12 protein-coding genes are annotated in these 17541 nt (G+C 69.5%); all 12 read left to right on the top strand.

What is annotated here, in order from left to right; translation table 11 throughout:
- Positions 1-25: 25 nt before the first annotated feature.
- Entirely contained in the window at positions 26-1339 is a 1314-nt protein-coding gene (locus VLK61_RS19095) for a spinster family MFS transporter (RefSeq protein WP_325423209.1), read from the top strand.
- 4 nt (positions 1340-1343) lie between these two features.
- Positions 1344-2102, top strand: coding sequence for an SDR family NAD(P)-dependent oxidoreductase (locus VLK61_RS19090; RefSeq protein ID WP_325423208.1), 759 nt, complete (start codon positions 1344-1346; stop codon positions 2100-2102).
- Positions 2099-3340 carry an acyl-CoA dehydrogenase family protein gene (locus VLK61_RS19085; protein WP_325423207.1) on the top strand — a complete coding sequence of 414 codons (1242 nt, stop codon included), beginning with the start codon at positions 2099-2101 and terminating at the stop codon, positions 3338-3340. Before VLK61_RS19090 ends, VLK61_RS19085 begins: the two co-directional genes overlap by 4 nt.
- A 50-nt stretch (positions 3341-3390) precedes the next feature.
- Entirely contained in the window at positions 3391-4473 is a 1083-nt protein-coding gene (locus tag VLK61_RS19080) for an acyl-CoA dehydrogenase family protein (RefSeq protein ID WP_325423206.1), read from the top strand.
- Positions 4474-5196: 723 nt separating this feature from the next.
- Complete coding sequence (locus VLK61_RS19075; protein WP_325423205.1) at positions 5197-6093, top strand: SDR family NAD(P)-dependent oxidoreductase; 897 nt, start codon at positions 5197-5199, stop codon at positions 6091-6093.
- Positions 6090-6848 (top strand): SDR family NAD(P)-dependent oxidoreductase, encoded by a 759-nt coding sequence (locus VLK61_RS19070; protein ID WP_325423204.1) that lies wholly within the window; start codon positions 6090-6092, stop codon positions 6846-6848. Before VLK61_RS19075 ends, VLK61_RS19070 begins: the two co-directional genes overlap by 4 nt.
- Positions 6849-6864: 16 nt before the next feature.
- Positions 6865-7302 (top strand): Zn-ribbon domain-containing OB-fold protein, encoded by a 438-nt coding sequence (locus VLK61_RS19065; protein ID WP_325423203.1) that lies wholly within the window; start codon positions 6865-6867, stop codon positions 7300-7302.
- Between the two features lie 70 nt (positions 7303-7372).
- Positions 7373-8524 carry a thiolase family protein gene (locus VLK61_RS19060; RefSeq protein WP_325423202.1) on the top strand — a complete coding sequence of 384 codons (1152 nt, stop codon included), beginning with the start codon at positions 7373-7375 and terminating at the stop codon, positions 8522-8524.
- Positions 8525-8564: 40 nt separating this feature from the next.
- Positions 8565-9254: a carboxymuconolactone decarboxylase family protein gene (locus tag VLK61_RS19055; protein WP_325423201.1), complete on the top strand. Its 690-nt coding sequence runs from the start codon at positions 8565-8567 to the stop codon at positions 9252-9254.
- Positions 9255-9395: 141 nt separating this feature from the next.
- The gene (locus tag VLK61_RS19050) at positions 9396-9635 is read left to right on the top strand and encodes a hypothetical protein (RefSeq protein WP_325423200.1); all 240 of its coding nucleotides are present in this window, start codon (positions 9396-9398) and stop codon (positions 9633-9635) included.
- Between the two features lie 134 nt (positions 9636-9769).
- Positions 9770-12073: a catalase gene (locus VLK61_RS19045; protein WP_325423199.1), complete on the top strand. Its 2304-nt coding sequence runs from the start codon at positions 9770-9772 to the stop codon at positions 12071-12073.
- Between the two features lie 121 nt (positions 12074-12194).
- Positions 12195-17405 (top strand): trifunctional serine/threonine-protein kinase/ATP-binding protein/sensor histidine kinase, encoded by a 5211-nt coding sequence (locus VLK61_RS19040; protein ID WP_325423198.1) that lies wholly within the window; start codon positions 12195-12197, stop codon positions 17403-17405.
- Positions 17406-17541 lie beyond the last annotated feature (136 nt).

Below are 17541 nucleotides of genomic sequence, written 5' to 3'. Positions count from 1 at the left end.
ATCGGGAGGCCAGCCAGTGCACGATGTGAGTACGCGCCGATACACGCTGTTCCTGCTGTTCGCGGTGTCGGTGTTCAACTATGTTGATCGCACCATCATCTCGATCCTGCAGGTGCCGATCAAGCGTGACCTGGGGCTCAGCGATGCCCAACTCGGCGCCCTGACCGGCCTGTCCTTCGCGATCGTCTATGCCACGCTGTGCCTGCCGGTGGCGGCGCTGGCCGATCGCGGCAACCGCACGCGCATCATCGCCGCTTCGCTGATGTTCTGGAGCGCGATGACGGCCTTCACTGGCCTGGCGACCAGCTTCGTGATGTTGGTGCTGTTGCGTTTCGGCGTCGCCGCCGGCGAGGCGGGCAGCGTGCCCTCCACCCACTCCGTGATCGCCGACCTGTACCCGCCGGAACGGCGTGCCACCGTGCTGGCCGTGTGGGGCCTTTCCCTGCCGGCGGGCATGGCGGCGGGCTACCTGCTGGGCGGCAACCTCGATCAGTGGATAGGCTGGCGGGCCGCGTTTGCATTCGTCGGTGTCGCCGGACTGCTGCTGGGGCCGGTGGTCTGGTTCACGATGCGTGAACCGCCGCGCGGCCGTTTCGACCCGGCGCCAGTGGCGGCCGCCCCGCCGCAGCGCCTGGGCGCGGTGGTGCGCCACCTCTGGCAGCTGCGCACGTTTCGCTGGCTCGCCGCAGCCGGCGCATGCCATGCCTATGCGCAGTACTCGATCATGAACTGGAACGCGCCGTTCTATGCCCGCGTGCACGGCATGCCGCTGGCCCAGGTTTCGCTGGTGCTGGCGCTGATGACAGGCATCGGCATGGCGGTGGGCATGGTGCTGGGCGGCCGCCTGTCCGACCACCATGGCCAGCGTTCGCCCGAGAACCGGCTGCGCGTGGTGGCCATCGCGCTGCTGGGGATGGTGCCGCTGGCCATCGCGCAGTACCTGGTGGCCTCGCCGGGGCTGTCGGTGGCGCTGGGACTGGTCGCCTCCACGTTGATGATGTGCTATTACGGGCCGATCGTCGCAGTACCGCAGCTGCTCGTGCCTTCGACCATGCGGGCCTTCACCTCGGCCGTCGTGATCCTGACCTTCAACCTGTTCGGCCTGGGCCTCGGGCCCTTCGTTACCGGCTGGATCAGCGATGTGCTGGCCCGCCAACCCGGACTGGGCGTCAACTCGATCCGCTACGCGCTGTGCAGCGCGGTGCTGTTCTCGCTGGCAGCCAGCCTGATGTTCTGGCGTGCTTCGCGCCATCTGCCGGCCGAGTTGCTGGTGGCCAACACCCGGCCAGGCGAGGGCGCGGCGCCGCCGCGCAAGGCCGTGCCGGCGCGGGCAGGCTGACGACATGACGAGACTGTTGTCGAAGGTCGCGTTGGTCACCGGCGCTGCAGGCGGCATCGGGGCCGAGATCGCCCGGTGCTTTGCAGCCGCCGGCGCGAAACTGCTCGTCACCGACGTGCTTGACGAGGCGGGCCGGGCGCTGGTGCAACAGATTCGCGGCGCCGGCGGCGAGGCTCACTACCTGCATCTCGACGTGTCGCTCGAAGTGGAGTGGCAGCGCGCGATGGCTGCCACGGTGCAGCACTACGGCCGGCTTGACATCCTGGTCAACAACGCAGCGCGGGTGGCATCGCCCGCACCCATCGACGAGCGCAGCGTCGACGACTGGGATCAGGTGATGTCGGTCAACGCACGCGGCGTGTTCCTCGGCACCAAGCATGCGATACCCCTGATGCGTTCCGGCGGCGGCGGCAGCATCGTCAACCTCTCGTCGATCGCGGCCATCGGCCAGTCGCAGATCATGGATGCGTTGTATGCCGCGAGCAAGGGCGCGGTAACCATCTTCACCAAGGTCACCGCCGCGCAGCACGCACGCGACGGCATCCGCTGCAATTCGATCCACCCCGGCCCGATCGACGGCGAACTGTTGCGCAGCGTGCGCTCCGACCCGGCAGCCCTCGAGCGGCGCTTGGCGCGCATTCCGATGGCCAGGCTGGGCCAGGCTGCCGAGGTGGCGGCGGCAGCGCTGTACCTGGCGTCCGACGAGGCTTCTTACACCACCGGTGTCGAGCTGGCGGTGGATGGCGGGGCACGTGTCCAATGAGCGCACTGAAGAACACCGCTGACGAGTCAGTCAGCGCGCGGCAGCGGGCCGCCGTGCTGCGTGCGCAGGTCCGGGCCTTTCACGCGCAGGAGATGCCGGAAAAGCTCAAGCGCAAGTCCGGCCAGCACCAGGTGCTGGACAAGGCGGACTATGTGCAGTGGATGCAACTGCTGCACGGCAAGGGCTGGGCCATTGCGCATTGGCCGCGTGACCACGGCGGGCAGGACTGGTCCCTGCTCGAGCGCTTTGCCTTTGAAGACGAACTGGCCCGCCTCGGCTGCCCCTGGATCCTTCCCTTCGGCGTGAAATACGTTGGCCCGGTCATCTGCGCCTACGGCACGACAGCGCAACAGCAGCGCTTCCTGCCGCGCATCGCCAGCAGCGAAGACTTCTGGGCCCAAGGCTATTCCGAACCTGGCGCCGGATCGGACCTGGCGGCCTTGAGCACCTTCGCGCAGCGCCGCGGTGAGCGCTACATCGTCAATGGCCAGAAGGTCTGGACCACCTATGCGCAGTGGGCCGACTGGATGTTCTGCCTCGTGCGCACGCAGCGTGAGGCGCGCGCGCAGCAGGGCATCTCGTTCCTGCTGGTGGACATGCACAGCCCCGGCGTGACGGTGCGGCCGATCGCGACGATGGACGGCTACCACCACGTCAACGAAGTGTGGCTGCAGGATGTCGACGTGCCGCTGGAGAATCTTGTCGGCGAGGAGGGCATGGGCTGGACCTACGCCAAGTTCCTGCTGAAGAACGAGCGCACCGCCGGGGCCATCGTCGGCATGGTCTGGCATGCCGTCGAACGGCTGTGGTTGGCGGCCGACGAGGCGGGCCGGCAGGCGGGACGACTCGGGGGACGACAAGGGGAACGACAGGGCGATCCGGCGCTGATGCATCGCATCGGCGAGCTGCAACTGCGTGCGCAGGCCTTGGAGGCGATGGCCTATCGCGGCATCGAGGCCATGATGGCCGGCACCGATCATGGTGCCGAGGCCTCGTTGATCAAACTGCGCGGCACCGAGCTGTACCAGGCCGTCGCCGAGGCCCTGATCGATGTGCTCGGGCCGGCAGGAGTGGCCTTCGATGTGGCCGCGTTGCATGCGGCCAGCGCGCCGCCGCTGGGGCCTGACGATGCGGGCGGCCTCATCAAGGACCATCTCTACAACCGGGCGGCGACGATCTTCGGCGGGGCGTCCGAGATCCAGCGCAACATCGTCGCCAAGACGGTGCTGGGGCTGTGACGATGGATCGCGGAATGGACCACGCGATGGACCACCGAATGGACCCTGACATGGCCCGCATGCTCGGCGACGCGGCACAGCGCTGGGCGGCCGGGCGCTATGCGCTGGCGCAGCGCAGACCCTTGCTTGAATTGCCCGGCGGCTTCAGCGCGGAGCATTGGCGTGAGCAAGCCGAGATGGGCTGGCTGGCGCTTCGGCTGCCCGAGACACATGGTGGCCTCGACGCCGACCCGATGGCGATCGGCGCACTGATGGAAGTGGTGGGCAGCCATTTGCTGATGGAGCCGATCCTGGCCAGCGCCATCGTGGCCACCGGGCTGGTCGTGCGCCTGGCCAGCGAATCGCAACGGACGGCGCTGGCACCGCGCTTGGCCACCGGCGGGCTCAAGCTCGGGTTCACCGGCGCGCCCGCGGGTTGTGAATGGCGCGACGGCGCGCTGCACGGCAAGATGAGCGCGGTGCTGCATGGCGACGTGGCCGATCAGCTGCTTGTTGCTGCGAACGATGCCCGCCACCGTCAGACCGTGCTGCTGCTGGTCGATGCGCAAGGGCTCGGCGTGCAGTGTCAGCGCTATCGGCTGGTGGATGGCCGGGGTGCTGCGAACCTCGAGTTTCGCGGCGCGGCTGGCGAGCCGCTAGTCGCCGGTCCGGCTGCTGACGCGGCGATCGAAGCCGCGCTCCAGGAGGCCACGGCGGCCCTGTGCGCCGAGGCATTGGGCATCATGCGCGCGCTGGTCGCAGCGACCTGCGAGTACCTGAAGCTGCGCCAGCAGTTCGGCCGCGCGATCGGCAACAACCAGGTGCTGCAGCACCGCGTGGTGGAGATGTTCGTGCTGCAGGAAGAAGCGGCCGCACTCACCGCCCATGCGCAACAGGCTTTGGTGGGGCCGGCGCGCGAGCGTGCGCAGGCGGTGAGCGCCGCCAAGGCCTACATCGCCCGCGCCGCTCGGCAGGTGGCCAATGAAGCGGTTCAAATGCACGGCGGGGTCGGCATCACCGACGAACTCGCGGTCAGCCACCACTTTCGGCGCTTGATGGTCAATGCCGCCTTGTTCGGCAGCCGAGACGAGCACTTTGCTTGTTACCTTTCTCATGCCCAAGCCTGCGTCGGTCATGGGGAGCCGCAGGAATGACGACGTTGCTTTTGGAGGTGCGGACTCAGCGTCGGCTCAATTCGTTGAGGGCTGCTGTCGGCCCGTTGCGGTCTTTCGGTTGGTGTGCTGAGAGCCGACATTCGATTGTTGAGTACTCGGGAGTGGCCGGGATTTCGTCCCGGCGGCCGACCTACTTTCTTTGCTGGTGCAAAGAAAGTAGGCAAAGAAAGCACCTGAAAACCAAACGTTCATTTGTGCCTCCGTCACTCCAGCACGGAGGCACAATTGTGAACGCGCCCCTGGCATTCTTAATACCCCGAACCGTCGGTCACCAGATTGGCAGTGACCAAACGCTGGCATTCGAAAGCGTTCAAGCCTCTGGACGAATGGGCGCAAGGTGACCGGCGAGCAGCGAAAGCGGCGCCTGCTTTCGAATGCCAGGGCGTGGTATGTGCCAATCTGGTGACCGACGGTTCGGGGTATTAAGAATGCCAGAGGCGGTGCCGCCACTGGCGCGGCTGCACTGCGCGTGCGGATGCACGGATGGACGTTCAGGTGCTTTCTTTGCTTCCTTTCTTTGCACCAGCAAAGAAAGGGAGTCGGCCGCCGGGACGAAATCCCGGCCACTTGCAAGTACTCAGCATTCGAACGACGGCTTTCAGTACAACAACCCAAAGACCGCAATGGGCCGACAGCCGTCACGATCACCTGCTGCAACTCTGACAAGTCCCGAACGGAGCCCCGCGCATTGGAGCCAATGACATGAAGATCCTGGATGGACGCGTTGCCGTCATCACCGGTGCCGGCAGCGGCATGGGTGCCGCGATGGCGCGGCGCTTCGGCGCTGCCGGCATGAAGATCGTCGTCTCCGACATCGACTTGTCCGCGGCGCAATCGACCGTCGCGACCTTGGCCGCCAAGGGCGTCGAGGCTTTTGCCGTGAAGACCGACGTTGCCGAGTCTGACCAGGTCCGCGCGCTGGCCGACGCGGCCTATGAGTGTTATGGCGCGGTGCATCTGCTGTGCAACAACGCCGGTGTCGTGCCGGCGGGCCGTCATCGGCTGGTCTGGGAAACCCCGCTCGAGGACTGGACCTGGTCGAACAAGGTCAACTGCATGGGCGTGGTGCATGGCATCCACCACTTCGTGCCGCGCATGCTGGCACAGGGCGAAGAAGGCCATGTGGTGACCACGGCTTCAGTGGCGGGCCTGGTCAGCAGCGCCGGATCGGTGGCCTACAGCGCGGCCAAGCACGCGGCAGTGCGGGTCACCGAGGCGCTGTACGCCGGTTTGCTGGAGCGGCAGGCGCCGATCGGCGTCACGCTGCTCTGCCCAGGGCTGGTCAACACCCGCATCTACGAGTCCGAGCGCAGCCGGCCGGCCGAACTGCTGCCGGGCGCCGGCGCGGCGCCTGAGTCGCCGGAACTCCAGGCGGTGGCCGACCAGCTCTACCGCAGCGCGATCAGCCCCGATGACGTGGCCGAGCAGGTGCTGCAGGCCGTGCTGTCCAACCAGTTTTACGTACTGACCACCAGCGCCTTCGACGACGCGATCCGCGACCGCACCCAGGCCGTGCTGGAGCGTCGCAACCCGGCATTCGCGAGCTTGCTGAGTCTGGTGCAGCGAGATCAGCCAAGTTCGCAAAAGGAGCGGCCATGAGTCGACTGGCAGGCAAGGTGGCCTTGATCACCGGCGCCGCGTCCGGCATCGGCCTGGCCACGGCACTGCGCTTCGCACAGGAGGGCGCCAGCGTGGTGCTGGCCGATCGCAACGAGCAGGGCTTGGCCGAGGCCGTGCCGCAGCTGCCCGCCGCGGGCCTGACGCACCTGGCGCTGGTGATGGATGTGACCCGGGAGGCCGACTGGGCTCGGGTCATCCAGACGATCGAGCAGCGCCTGGGCCGCCTGGACGTGCTGGTCAACAACGCCGGCTTCGGCCGCTTCCAGTCGATCGCCGACACCTCGCTGGCCGAATGGCGCGCGGTGCTCGCGGTCAACCTCGACAGCGTCTTCCTCGGCACCCGGCATGCGCTGCCGCTGCTGGCGCACTCCGGGCGTGGCGCCATCGTCAACATGTCCTCGATCCGCGGGCTGGTGGCGGGGCCCAACACCGGCGCCTACTGCGCGGCGAAGGCGGGGGTGCACCTGTTCACCAAGGTCACGGCGCTGGAGTGCGCGGCGGCCGGCAACGGCGTGCGCGCCAACTCGGTTCACCCAGGCCATGTGCAGACGCCGCTGACGGCTGCTGCCTACGCCAAACCCGAGCTGGCGGCGCAGTTTCTGGCCCACACGCCGATCGGCCGATTCGGCCAGGCGGCAGAAATCGCCGAGGCGGTGCTGTTCCTGGCCAGCGACGCGTCCAGCTACATGACGGGCGCGGAACTCGTCGTCGATGGCGGCGTCACCGCCCAGTAGTCGAAAGGGGTCGATGATGAGCACTGCACCGCCCGAGCTGGCCTGCCCGCACATCCGGCTGCGTGACGGCGCACGCCCGGTGCTGCTGGGCAGCCGTTGCGCCGATTGCGCCGAGCACTATTTCCCGCCGTGCCGCAGCTGCACACGCTGCCTGTCGCTGAAGCTCGAGCCCTGCGAACTGGGCGATCGCGGCGTGCTGTGGTCGTGGACGATCCAGGCCTTCCTGCCCAAGGCGCCGTACAACGGCGGCGAGACGGCAGAGACCTTCCAGCCTTATGGTGTGGGCTATGTCGAGATGCCCTCCGGCCTCAAGGTCGAGGCGCGGCTTACGGTGGCCGATGCGGCGCAGCTGCACATCGGCATGCTCATGGTGCTGACCTTGGCGCACTACGGTGCGCCCGAGCGCGTGGCGGCTGCGCTGACCTTTGCCTTCGAGCCGGAGGGGGGCGCATGAGCGACGCTCGGCGGTTCCGAAGGCGCTTGCTCCCCCTCGGGGGGACGGCCCGCAGGGCCAAGGGGGCTGCATGACCGACGACGTGGCCATCATCGGCATCGGCCTGCATGCCTTCGGCCGCACGCCGGGCGTGTCAGGACGAGAGCAGGGCGCCGTCGCGGTGCGCGCAGCACTGAAGGATGCCGGCCTGCGCTGGGACGATGTCGGCATCGCCTACGGCGGCAGCCAGGATGCCGGCAACGCCGACGCCTTGTGCAACGACCTGGGCCTGACAGGGGCGCCGTTCGTCAATGTCGCCAACGGCTGCGCTACCGGCGGCAGCGCGCTGGCCAGCGTGGTCGCGGCTGTGCGCTCGGGCGTGGCCGAGATCGGCGTGGCCGTCGGCTTCGACAAACATCCGCGCGGGGCCTTCAACCCGCGGCCGCGCGATTGGGGGCTGGAGGACTGGTACGGCCATACCGGGCTGATGCTGACGACCCAGTTCTTCGCACTGAAGATCCGCCGCTACATGCATGAGCATGGCATCAGCGAAGACGCGCTGGTGCGGGTGGCGCAGCGCGCCTATGCCAACGGCGCGCTGAACCCCGAAGCCTGGCGCCGCAGCGGCATGTCGTACGAGGAGATCGCCAACTCGGCGCCGCTCAATCCGCCGCTGCGCCAGTTCATGTTCTGCAGCCCGGCCGAGGGCGGGGCCGCGCTGGTGCTGTGCCGCGCCAGCGTGGCCAGGCGCTACCAGGCGCGGCCCATCCTCGTGCGCGCGGCGGTGGTGCGAACACGCCACCACGGCTCGTTCGAAGTCTTCAGCCCGAGCCTGGCCGCGTTGTCCGCCCCGTCGCCGACGGTGACGGCCTCGCGCGCCGCCTTCGAGGCCGCGGGCGTCGGGCCCGGCGACATCGATGTGCTGCAGCTGCAGGACACCGACTCCGGCAGCGAGATCATCCACATGGCCGAAAACGGCTTCTGCGAACATGGCGAGCAGGAACACCTGCTGCGCCAGGGCGACACGCTGATCGGCGGCCGCCTGCCGGTGAACACCGACGGCGGCTGCATTGCCAACGGCGAGCCGGTGGGCGCTTCGGGCCTGCGCCAGGTGGTCGAGGTCTGTGTTCAGCTGCGCGGCCAGGCCGGTGCTCGCCAGGTGCCGGGCCAGCCGCGGCTGGGCTACACCCATGTCTACGGTGCGCCGGGCGTCAGCGGCGTGACGATCCTCGAAGCGCCCTGAACACCGCCATTGCCGCACGCATCGAATCCAGGAGCCCCCCATGACCCAGGACAACCCGCTGCTGCGCTCGCCCTTGCTGCGACGCATCGCCCCGATGACGGTCGGCGGCTACCGCCGGCTGAGGAGCGTGATCGACAGCGATGCCGCATTGCCGGCCCGCCTCAAGGCCTTGTACGTCGCCATGGCCGCCACGACGCGGCGTTATCCCGAGATGGCGCGCCGCGAACTCGGCCGCGCACGCGCGCTGGGCCTGAGCTTCACCGAGGCCTCGTCGGCCGCCATCGTGCTGAGCAGCGTGCGCGGCGAAGGCGCGGCGCTGGACTTTATCGCCGCGCTCGAAGCCGAGTTTCCGGGGCAGACCGGGGGTGATGACGCAGAGCCCGGAATCCACGTCGAAGCCGGCGAGGCCGAGCGGAACTTCCTGGCCTACTTCGGCACGATGCCGCCATCACTGGGCAAGCTGATGGCGCTGCTGCCCACCGGTGCCGACGCCTACTACCTGCTGCGCGAAGGCACGATCAACGGCACGCCGCTGGGGCCCAAGTACTCGGAACTGATGCTGGTCACCGTGCTCGCGGCGGACTACAGCCCCTGGGCTTCGGTGCACATGCAGGGTGCGCGCAAGGCCGGCGCCAGCGAGACGGAGATCGCCGAAGCCGTGCTGTGCGCGGTGGCCACCAGCGGCCTGTCGGCCTGGGTGACGGGCGCCGCGGCGATGGATACGGGGTGAGCCTCGGCGCGCGCCGCATCGCCGTCGTTGCGGCGGCGCAGCGAGCGGCTGCCTGGGGTCATCGCGGCTTCGCAGCCGCCGGCAGGCACGACATCTGCCCGAGCGATGCAGGACTCTTTCATCCATCGAAGGGTAAAGACCATGCCTGCGTCCCCAAAACCGGGCCCTGCGCCTGAAACGCTGCACGACGACGAGGATCCGGATCTGTCGTTCATGGACACCGATGCTGCGCCGGCCGCCGATGCGTCACCGCCCCGCAAGCGCACCGACGACAGCCTGCCGGAAGACGAGAGCGCGGACCCCGTCGGCGATGGCCACTCCGACGCCGACCTGGCCCGCACATTGCCGCCGGTGCCGGGCCGGCAGCCCGACTCTCGGTAGGACTTGCCTGCGCATGCGGCTTGGCCGGCGGGCCGTGCGGCAGCGAGGTCACCGGGTACATGGTTTGCCACACGACGTGACTTGCCAGGCCCGACCCCTCCGCGCCCTCTTCGCATTTCCACCGAGACACTGCCATGCCCAAGAACCCTGCTGTCCAGCAACGAACCGAAGTCGAGCGCCTGGCCGCGGCCCGGCCGTTCAACACCACCAAGGCCGCCGAACACGGCGCAGACAACGCCAAGGCCCCACCTGAGGGCGATACCGTCGACGCCAGCTCGCGCCTGCCATCGGCCAGCACGCTGTCCGAAGCCAACAGCAGCGACAAGTCCGGCAGCCTGGCCGTCGAAGGGCTCAACGCGACGATCGACACGCTGGACCGCGTGCGCGTCGATGCGGCTGGCCGCCCTTTGACGACCAACCAGGGCGTGCGGGTCTCGGACAACCAGAACTCGCTGAAGAACGGCCTGCGCGGACCGGTGTTGCTGGAAGACTTCGTGCTGCGCGAGAAGCTCACGCACTTCGACCATGAACGCACGCCCGAGCGCATCGTGCATGCCCGCGGCTCGGCGGCACACGGCTACTTCAAGTGTTATGCATCGCAGGCCAAATACACCCGCGCCGCGCCGCTCCAGGCCGCCGGCAAGATCACGCCGGTGTTCGTGCGCTTCTCCACCGTGGCCGGCGAGCGCGGCTCGAAGGACACGGCGCGTGACGTGCGCGGTTTTGCCGTCAAGTTCTACACCGACGAAGGCAACTGGGACCTGGTCGGCAACAACATCCCGGTGTTCTTCATCCAGGATGCGATGAAGTTCCCCGACCTCGTGCATGCCGTCAAGGCCGAGCCTCACCACGGCATGCCGCAAGCCGCCAGCGCCCACGACACGTTCTGGGATTTCGTCTCGCTGATGCCCGAGTCGACGCACATGCTGATGTGGGTGATGTCCGACCGCGCGATTCCGCGCAGCTTCCGCACGATGCAGGGCTTCGGCGTGCACACCTTCCGGCTGGTGAATGCGGAAGGCAAGTCGGTGTTCTGCAAGTTCCATTGGGAACCGCTGGCGGGCACCCATTCGATGGTCTGGGACGAAGCGGTGAAGGTCTCCGGCGCCGACCCGGACTTCCACCGGCGCGACCTGTGGGAAGCCATCGAGAGCGGCGCCTACCCTGAATGGGAATTGCGCCTGCAGATCTTCACCGAGGCGCAGGCCGAGCAGTTCAGCTTCGACGTGCTGGACGCGACGAAGATCGTGCCGGAAGAACTGGTGCCCCTGATCCCGGTGGGGCGCATGGTGCTGAACCGCAATCCCGACAACTTCTTCGCCGAGACCGAGCAGGTGGCCTATTGCACCGCCAACGTGGTGCCGGGCATCGACTTCTCGAACGATCCGCTGCTGGCCGGTCGCATTCATTCCTATGTCGACACGCAGATCAGCCGGCTGGGCGGGCCGAACTTCCAGGAGTTGCCGATCAACGCACCGATCGCCCAGGTGCACAACAACCAGCGCGACGGCATGCATCGGCAGGCCATCCACCGCGGCCGCGTGGCCTACGAGCCGAATTCGCTGGCCGGCGGCTGCCCCTTCCAGGCCGGTGCGGCGCAGGGCTTCGTGACCGTGCCGGCGCGGCTGCGCGCCGAAGAAGAGCAGGCCAAGCTGCGCGGCAAGCCGGAGAAGTTTGCCGATCACTACACCCAGGCGACGCTGTTCTACGAAAGCCAGACGCCGGCCGAGCAGGCCCACATCCGGGCGGCCTTTCGCTTCGAGCTCAGCAAGCTCACGGTGCCTGCGATTCGCGAACGCATGGTGGCCTCGCTGCGCAATGTGTCGGAAGCACTGGCGCGCGAACTGAGCGGCCAGCTCGGCATGGCCACGCTGCCACCGCCCCTGCCGCGCGCGCTGGCCACGCCGGCCCGGCCCGAGGTCGAGCGCTCGCCCGCGCTGTCGCTGAGCGCGCGGCCGGGCGACGGCTCGATCAAGGCCCGCAAGGTGGCGTTGCTGGTGGCACCTGGCGTGAGCTGGGCCTTGCTGGCCCCGGTGCAGCGGGCGCTGCAGGAGGCCGGTGCGGTGGCGCGGCTGGTGGGGCCGCACATCGGCCGCCTGGCCAGCGCCGAAGACACGCCGATCGAGGCCGATGCCTCCTGGGAGAACGAACCCGGCTTCCTGTTCGATGCGGTGGTGTTGCCCGATGGTGCGACGGCCGTGCAGGCCCTGATGCGCGACGCCGATGCACTGGCCTTCGTGCGGGACACCTACCGCCATGGCAAGCCGCTGCTGGTGCTGGGGGCCGGCGCGAAGCTGCTGGATCAGGCCGGCGTCAAGCCGGGCGCCGACGATCCGGCCCTGATCCACGTGAAGGACAGTGCGGGTCTGAAGACGGCACTCGGCGCTTTTGCCGCGGCGATCGCCGGGCCGCGCCGCTTCGAGCGCGAAAGCCGGTAGCGCCCCGGTGAGCCGGTAACGCCGGTGACGGCGGGCTCAAGAAGCGGCGCCGCGCGTCGATACGCCTGGAAAGCGGCCGATCCTGGCCGCCGCGAGCCCGACGAGACATGCCGCGACGACGATGAGTGCCCGCCCCGAAATTCCGCCGGACTGGGACATCCTTGCCGGCGCCGAACCCTTGTCGTCCAGCGCGCGCCACGCCGTCGTGCGCTTGCACCTGGGCGGCCGCACGCTGATCCGAAAGCAGACGTTCGGCGCCGACGCGCGGGAACGCTGGGCGGCCGAACGCGCGCTGCTCGCCAGCCTCACCGGCGTGGCCGGCGTGCCGCAACTCGCTGCGGGCCCGCAGCCGAGCACGGTGCTGCTGCTCGAAGACGCCGGCGGCACGCCGCTGGCGCAGCTGTTGCGCGCCGGGCCTTTGACCATGCCGGCGCTGCTGGCCATCGCCATGCCCTTGCTGCAGACGCTGGCCGAATTGCACCGTCGCCGCATCGTGCACCACCAACTCTGCGCCGCGAACGTGCTGCTGGCCGAGCCGCGGCCGCTGTGGACCGGCTTCAGCCGGGCCGGTGCCGAAGAGCAGGCCATCGGCGCGGCCGGCCTGGAAGCCGCGCCCTGGCTGGCGCCTGAGCAGACCGGCCGCACCGGTCGCCGCGCCGACCAGCGCGCCGATCTCTATGCCTTTGGTGCCCTGCTGTACGAGGCACTGTGCGGCCGGCCGCCGTTCGACGCCGGCGATCCCTTGCAGCTCGTGCACGACGTCCTCGCGCTGGTACCACGACCGCCGGCCGAGCTGGCCCCGAGCCTGCCGCAGGCGCTGTCGGACATCGTCATGCGCCTGCTCGACAAGGAGCCCGAGCGCCGCTATCAAAGCGCCGACGGGCTGCTGCACGACCTGCAGCGGCTGAGCGTAGGCCAGCCTGTCGTCGTCGGCGAGCGCGACTTCGCGGCCCGGCTGGTCGCGCCGCCGCGCCCGGTCGGCCGCAACGCCGAACTGGCGCTGCTGCGCCGCGCATTCGATGACAGCCGGCACGGCTGCCGTGGCGTGCTGGTGGCCGGCGCCCCCGGCGTCGGCAAGACGACGCTGATCAACGAGCTGCGCCCGCAGGTGGTGGCGCAGCGGGGCTGGTTCGTCAGCGGCAAGTTCGACCAGTACCGCCAGGACCGGTCGACCGACGCGGTGCACCAGGCCTTCCGCGCGCTCGGCCGGCTGCTGTTGGCCGAGCCCGAAGCCGAACTGGCGCCCTTGCGTGCGCGCCTGCTCGACGGGCTGGGCTCAAACGCCGGCCTGGTGGCCTGGTCGAACCCCGAATTCGCGCTGTTGCTCGGCGTCGCGCCCGAGCCGCCCGGCGACGATCCGGCCATCGCCGGGCGACGCCAGGTGCGCGCGGCGGTCGACCTGATCTGCGCCATCACCTCGGTGACGCGGCCGCTGGTTGTCGTGCTCGACGATCTGCAATGGGCCGCACCCTCGCCGCTGGCCTGGGTCGATGCCATGCTTGCCGATGCGCGCGCGCAAGGCCTGTTGCTGGTTTGCGCCTACCGCGCATCGGAGATCGACGCCGCCCATCCGCTGACAGCGATGCAGGCGCGCTGGCACCAGCAGCCGGCGGCACCGTTGCGGCTGGTGCTGAACAATCTCGGTCCGGCCGAACTGGCCGCGCTGCTCGGTGAAATGCTGCGCCTGCCGGTGCCCGAAGCGTCGGCATTCGCCGAAGCGTTGGCGCCGCATTGCGGCGGCAACCCCTTCGATACCGTCGAGCTGGTCAATGCCCTGCGCGACGAAGGCGCGCTGACGCAGCGCGCCAGTGCCGGCAGCTGGCATTGGGATCCGGCGGCGATCCGCCGCCATGTCGGCCGCAGCGAAGTCATCGACCTGCTGCGCACGCGCCTGCGTCGGCTGCCGCTGCACAGCCAGCGCCTGCTCGGCCTGATGGCCTGCCTGGGCGGCGTGGTGCAGCCTGCGCTGCTGCAGACCGCGGCCGGCTTGTCGCCGGATGCGCTCGACGAGCGGCTGGCGCCGGCGCTGGACGATGGCCTGCTGCTGGCCGATACCGGTGGTGACGGCGCCGTGCGCTTCCGCCACGACCGCGTGCAGCAAGCCGCCTACGCCTGCCTCACGCCAGCATCCCGGCGCCGCTTGCACCTGGTGCTGGCGCGCCGCCTGGCAGCATCGACGGCATTCGCTGACTTCGCTGCCGAGCAGTACCTGCCGGCGGTCGGCGCGCTGCGCGACAGCGGCGAACGCCGGCTCGCGGCGCAGCGCTTCCGCGGCACGGCGAGCGGGCTGCGCACCCTCAACCTGCCGCTCACCGAGCGCCTGCTCGCCGCCGCGCTGAGCCTGCTCGACAACCGCAGCGATCCGCTGCATGCCGCCGTGCAGATCGAACACCACGCCGCGCTGTACGCGCTGGGCCGGCTGGATGAAGCCGACATCGCCTATCAGGCGATCGAAGCGGGCAGCGCCGACCTGCTGCAGCGTGTCGACCCGGCCTGCGTGCAGATCAGCGCCTTGAGCAACCGCGGCCGGCTTCAGGAGGCCACCGCGCTGGGCCTCGGGCTGCTGGGTGAGCTCGGCTTCCAGGCGCCTGCGGCGGTGTCCTCGGACGACCTGCTGCGCTGCCATGAGGCGATGGCGGCCCATGCCCATGACGACCTGCAGCGCGCGCCGGCCAGCGCGCCGGCGGTGCTCAGCGCGGGCAAGCTGATGAACCGCTTGATGCCCGCGCTGCACCGCCGCGACCTGGCGGGCATGCGCTGGCTGGTCAGCGAGGCGATGCAGCTGTGGGCCTTGCACGGGCCCTGCGCTGAACTGGTGGGACCGATCGCCCATGTCTGCCATGTCAGCGGCACGACAGCGGCCGACTACCGGCGCGGCTACGAGACGCTGCGCCACGTGCTGGCGGTCGGCGAGGCGCGCGGCTTCGAGCCGGCCGCTTCGCAGGCGCGCTTTCTGTTCGGCCTGGGCGCCGGCCACTGGTTCGAGCCCCTGGAAGACAGCCTGGCGTCGCTGCCGCGGGCCCGCGAAGGCCTGCTGCACGGTGGTGACTTGCAGAACGCCTGCTTCACCTACATGCCGCTGATGTCGGCCCTGATCGACTGCGCGCCGACGCTGGACCGCTTCAGCGCCGAGGTCGAAGCGGCGCTGGCCTTCAGCGAGCGCACCGGCAACCGCATTGCGAACACCACGTTCACCGGCCTGCGGCACCTGATAGCGGTGCTGGCCGGCGAACCCGGCGCGCCGACAGCGCTGGCCCAGTGGTTCGCGGCCGTGTCGGCCGGCGATGCGATCCAGGACGCCCGCCGCCATGCCTTGTGTGCGCTGGCCGCGGCGCTGTGCGGCGATGGGACTGCGCTGCCGGCGCACACCGGTCAGGAAAGCGCCGATCGTCATCCGCATCACTTCTATGCCTTCACGCAGGTCAAGCTGCTGCGCGGCCTGGCCCTGGCCGATCAGCTGCGCAGCACGCCGGGCAACCTCGCCCGGCTTGCCGAATTCGATGTCTGCCGCGATTGGATGGCCGAGCGGGCCGCCGACGCGCCGGCCAACTTCGGCCATCTGCTCGCCTGGCTCGAAGCGGAGCGGGCGTGGGCGACCGGCGAGCCCTGGGCGGCCACCTGCGCGTTCGAAGCCGCGCTGCGCGAAGTGGCGCTGCGCCAGCGGCCCTGGCATGCGGCGCTGATTGCCGAGCGCGCGGCGCGCTTTCACTTCGCGCATGGCCTCGAACATGCCGGCCGGGCGCTGATCGCCGAGGCGCGCCGCCGCTTCGCCGCCTGGGGCGCCGGCGGCGCGGTACGGCGGCTCGATGCCGAATACGCCTGGCTGCGCGCTGCTGCCGATGAGCCGCTGCGTGCCGCAAGCCTTGGCGCCGGCGCAGCCGCCGTCTCTCGCGGCGCAGCGGCCTCGGCCGATGCGATCGACATGCTCGCCATCGTGCGGGCGTCGCAGGCGTTGGCTTCCGAAACCAGCCTGCCGCGGCTGCACGCCAGCGTTGTCGCGCTGCTCGGCGACATGACCGGCGCGACGGCCGTGCGTGTGCTGCTGTGGAGCGACGCGCAGTGGCACGACCCGGCGGCCGGCGGCGCGCTGCCGCTGTCGGTGTTGCGCTATGTCGAGCGCACGCGCGAATCGCTGGTCGTCGACGACGCGGCACGCGACGACCGTTTCGCCGCCGACCCGCAGCTGCGCGGCGCCTGTTCGCTGCTGGCCGAGCCGATCGTGCACCAGGGCGAACTGCGCGCACTGCTGCTGCTGGAGAACCGCCTGAGCCGCGCGGCGTTCGGCGCCGGGCGCCTGGACGCGGTGCGCCTGATCACCGGCCAGCTGGCGGTGTCGCTGGCCAACGTGCAGCTTTACGACAGCCTGGAGCAGCGGGTGCAGCAACGCACGCGCGAGCTGGAGCAGGCACAGGCCCGTTTCGTCGCCGCCGCGCGTCAGGCCGGCATGGCCGAGATCGCAACCAACGTGCTGCACAACGTCGGCAACGTCTTGAACAGCGTCAACGTCTCGGCCAACCTCGTCAGCACGCAACTGCGCGGGTCCCAGGCCAAGGGCCTGCAGCGTGCGGTGCAGCTGATCGACGAACAAGGCGCCGGCCTCGCCGAGTTCCTGACGCAGGATGTGCGCGGCAGGCTGCTGCCAAGCTATCTGCGCGAACTCGCATCGGCACTGCAGGCCGAACAGCAGGCGATGGGCCAGGAGCTGAACGGCCTGTGCAGCAGCATCGACCACATCAAGGCGATCGTCGCCACCCAGCAGTGTTACGCTGGCACGGCGCGGCTGCTTGAATCGGTGCAGGTCGGCGAACTGATCGAGGACGCATTGCGCATGAACGCCGACGCGCTGCTGCGCCATCGCGTCGCCGTGGCGAAGAACATTGCCGAGTTGCCGGCCCTGCCGCTGGACCGGCACCGCGTGGTGCAGATCCTGGTCAACCTGATCAGCAACGCGAAGCAGGCGCTGAATGGCGTGGCCGACGCGCGCATCACGATCGAGGCGGGCCTGATGGCCGACGGCCGGTCAGTGACCGGCCTGGTGGCCGACGGCCGGCCGGTGGCCGGCCTGGTGGCCGGTACCCGGCTGCGCCTGCGCGTCATCGACAACGGCGAAGGCATCGCGGCCGACCGCCTGGTGCGCGTGTTCTCCCACGGCTTCACGACGCGCCGCAACGGCTACGGATTCGGCTTGCACACCTGCGTGCTGGCGGCGCAGGAAATGGGCGGCACGCTGCAGGCCGACAGCGACGGACACGGCAGCGGCGCCACCTTCACGCTCGAGTTGCCGATCGACCAGCGGCGGGCGCCGGAGGGCGCCGTGGCACTGAAGCGTTAGCTTCCAGATCATGTTTCGGGCGGTCTACGGTGAGGACGCACGACAACGGGCCAAGCCGGCTCTTGATGACGCGCAGGCGTGGCTGCAGCAGCACCGACCGGCTCTTACCTGAGCGAGAGTGAGCCGAGTGAGTGAT

It is taken from the genome of Aquabacterium sp., assembly GCF_035476535.1.
In the GTDB taxonomy this organism is placed as follows: domain Bacteria; phylum Pseudomonadota; class Gammaproteobacteria; order Burkholderiales; family Burkholderiaceae_C; genus Pseudaquabacterium.
The sequence above is the reverse complement of the archived record's forward strand: the minus strand, read 5'-3'. Positions and strand labels throughout refer to the sequence as shown.

Excerpts from the sequence above, each read along its gene's own strand:
- VLK61_RS19090 (WP_325423208.1), top strand. The coding sequence starts at position 1,344 with ATGACGAGACTGTTGTCGAAGGTCGCGTTGGTCACCGGCGCTGCAGGC.
- VLK61_RS19085 (WP_325423207.1), top strand. The coding sequence starts at position 2,099 with ATGAGCGCACTGAAGAACACCGCTGACGAGTCAGTCAGCGCGCGGCAG.
- VLK61_RS19080 (WP_325423206.1), top strand. The coding sequence starts at position 3,391 with ATGGCCCGCATGCTCGGCGACGCGGCACAGCGCTGGGCGGCCGGGCGC.
- VLK61_RS19075 (WP_325423205.1), top strand. The coding sequence starts at position 5,197 with ATGAAGATCCTGGATGGACGCGTTGCCGTCATCACCGGTGCCGGCAGC.
- VLK61_RS19070 (WP_325423204.1), top strand. The coding sequence starts at position 6,090 with ATGAGTCGACTGGCAGGCAAGGTGGCCTTGATCACCGGCGCCGCGTCC.
- VLK61_RS19065 (WP_325423203.1), top strand. The coding sequence starts at position 6,865 with ATGAGCACTGCACCGCCCGAGCTGGCCTGCCCGCACATCCGGCTGCGT.
- VLK61_RS19060 (WP_325423202.1), top strand. The coding sequence starts at position 7,373 with ATGACCGACGACGTGGCCATCATCGGCATCGGCCTGCATGCCTTCGGC.
- VLK61_RS19055 (WP_325423201.1), top strand. The coding sequence starts at position 8,565 with ATGACCCAGGACAACCCGCTGCTGCGCTCGCCCTTGCTGCGACGCATC.
- VLK61_RS19050 (WP_325423200.1), top strand. The coding sequence starts at position 9,396 with ATGCCTGCGTCCCCAAAACCGGGCCCTGCGCCTGAAACGCTGCACGAC.
- VLK61_RS19045 (WP_325423199.1), top strand. The coding sequence starts at position 9,770 with ATGCCCAAGAACCCTGCTGTCCAGCAACGAACCGAAGTCGAGCGCCTG.
- VLK61_RS19040 (WP_325423198.1), top strand. The coding sequence starts at position 12,195 with ATGAGTGCCCGCCCCGAAATTCCGCCGGACTGGGACATCCTTGCCGGC.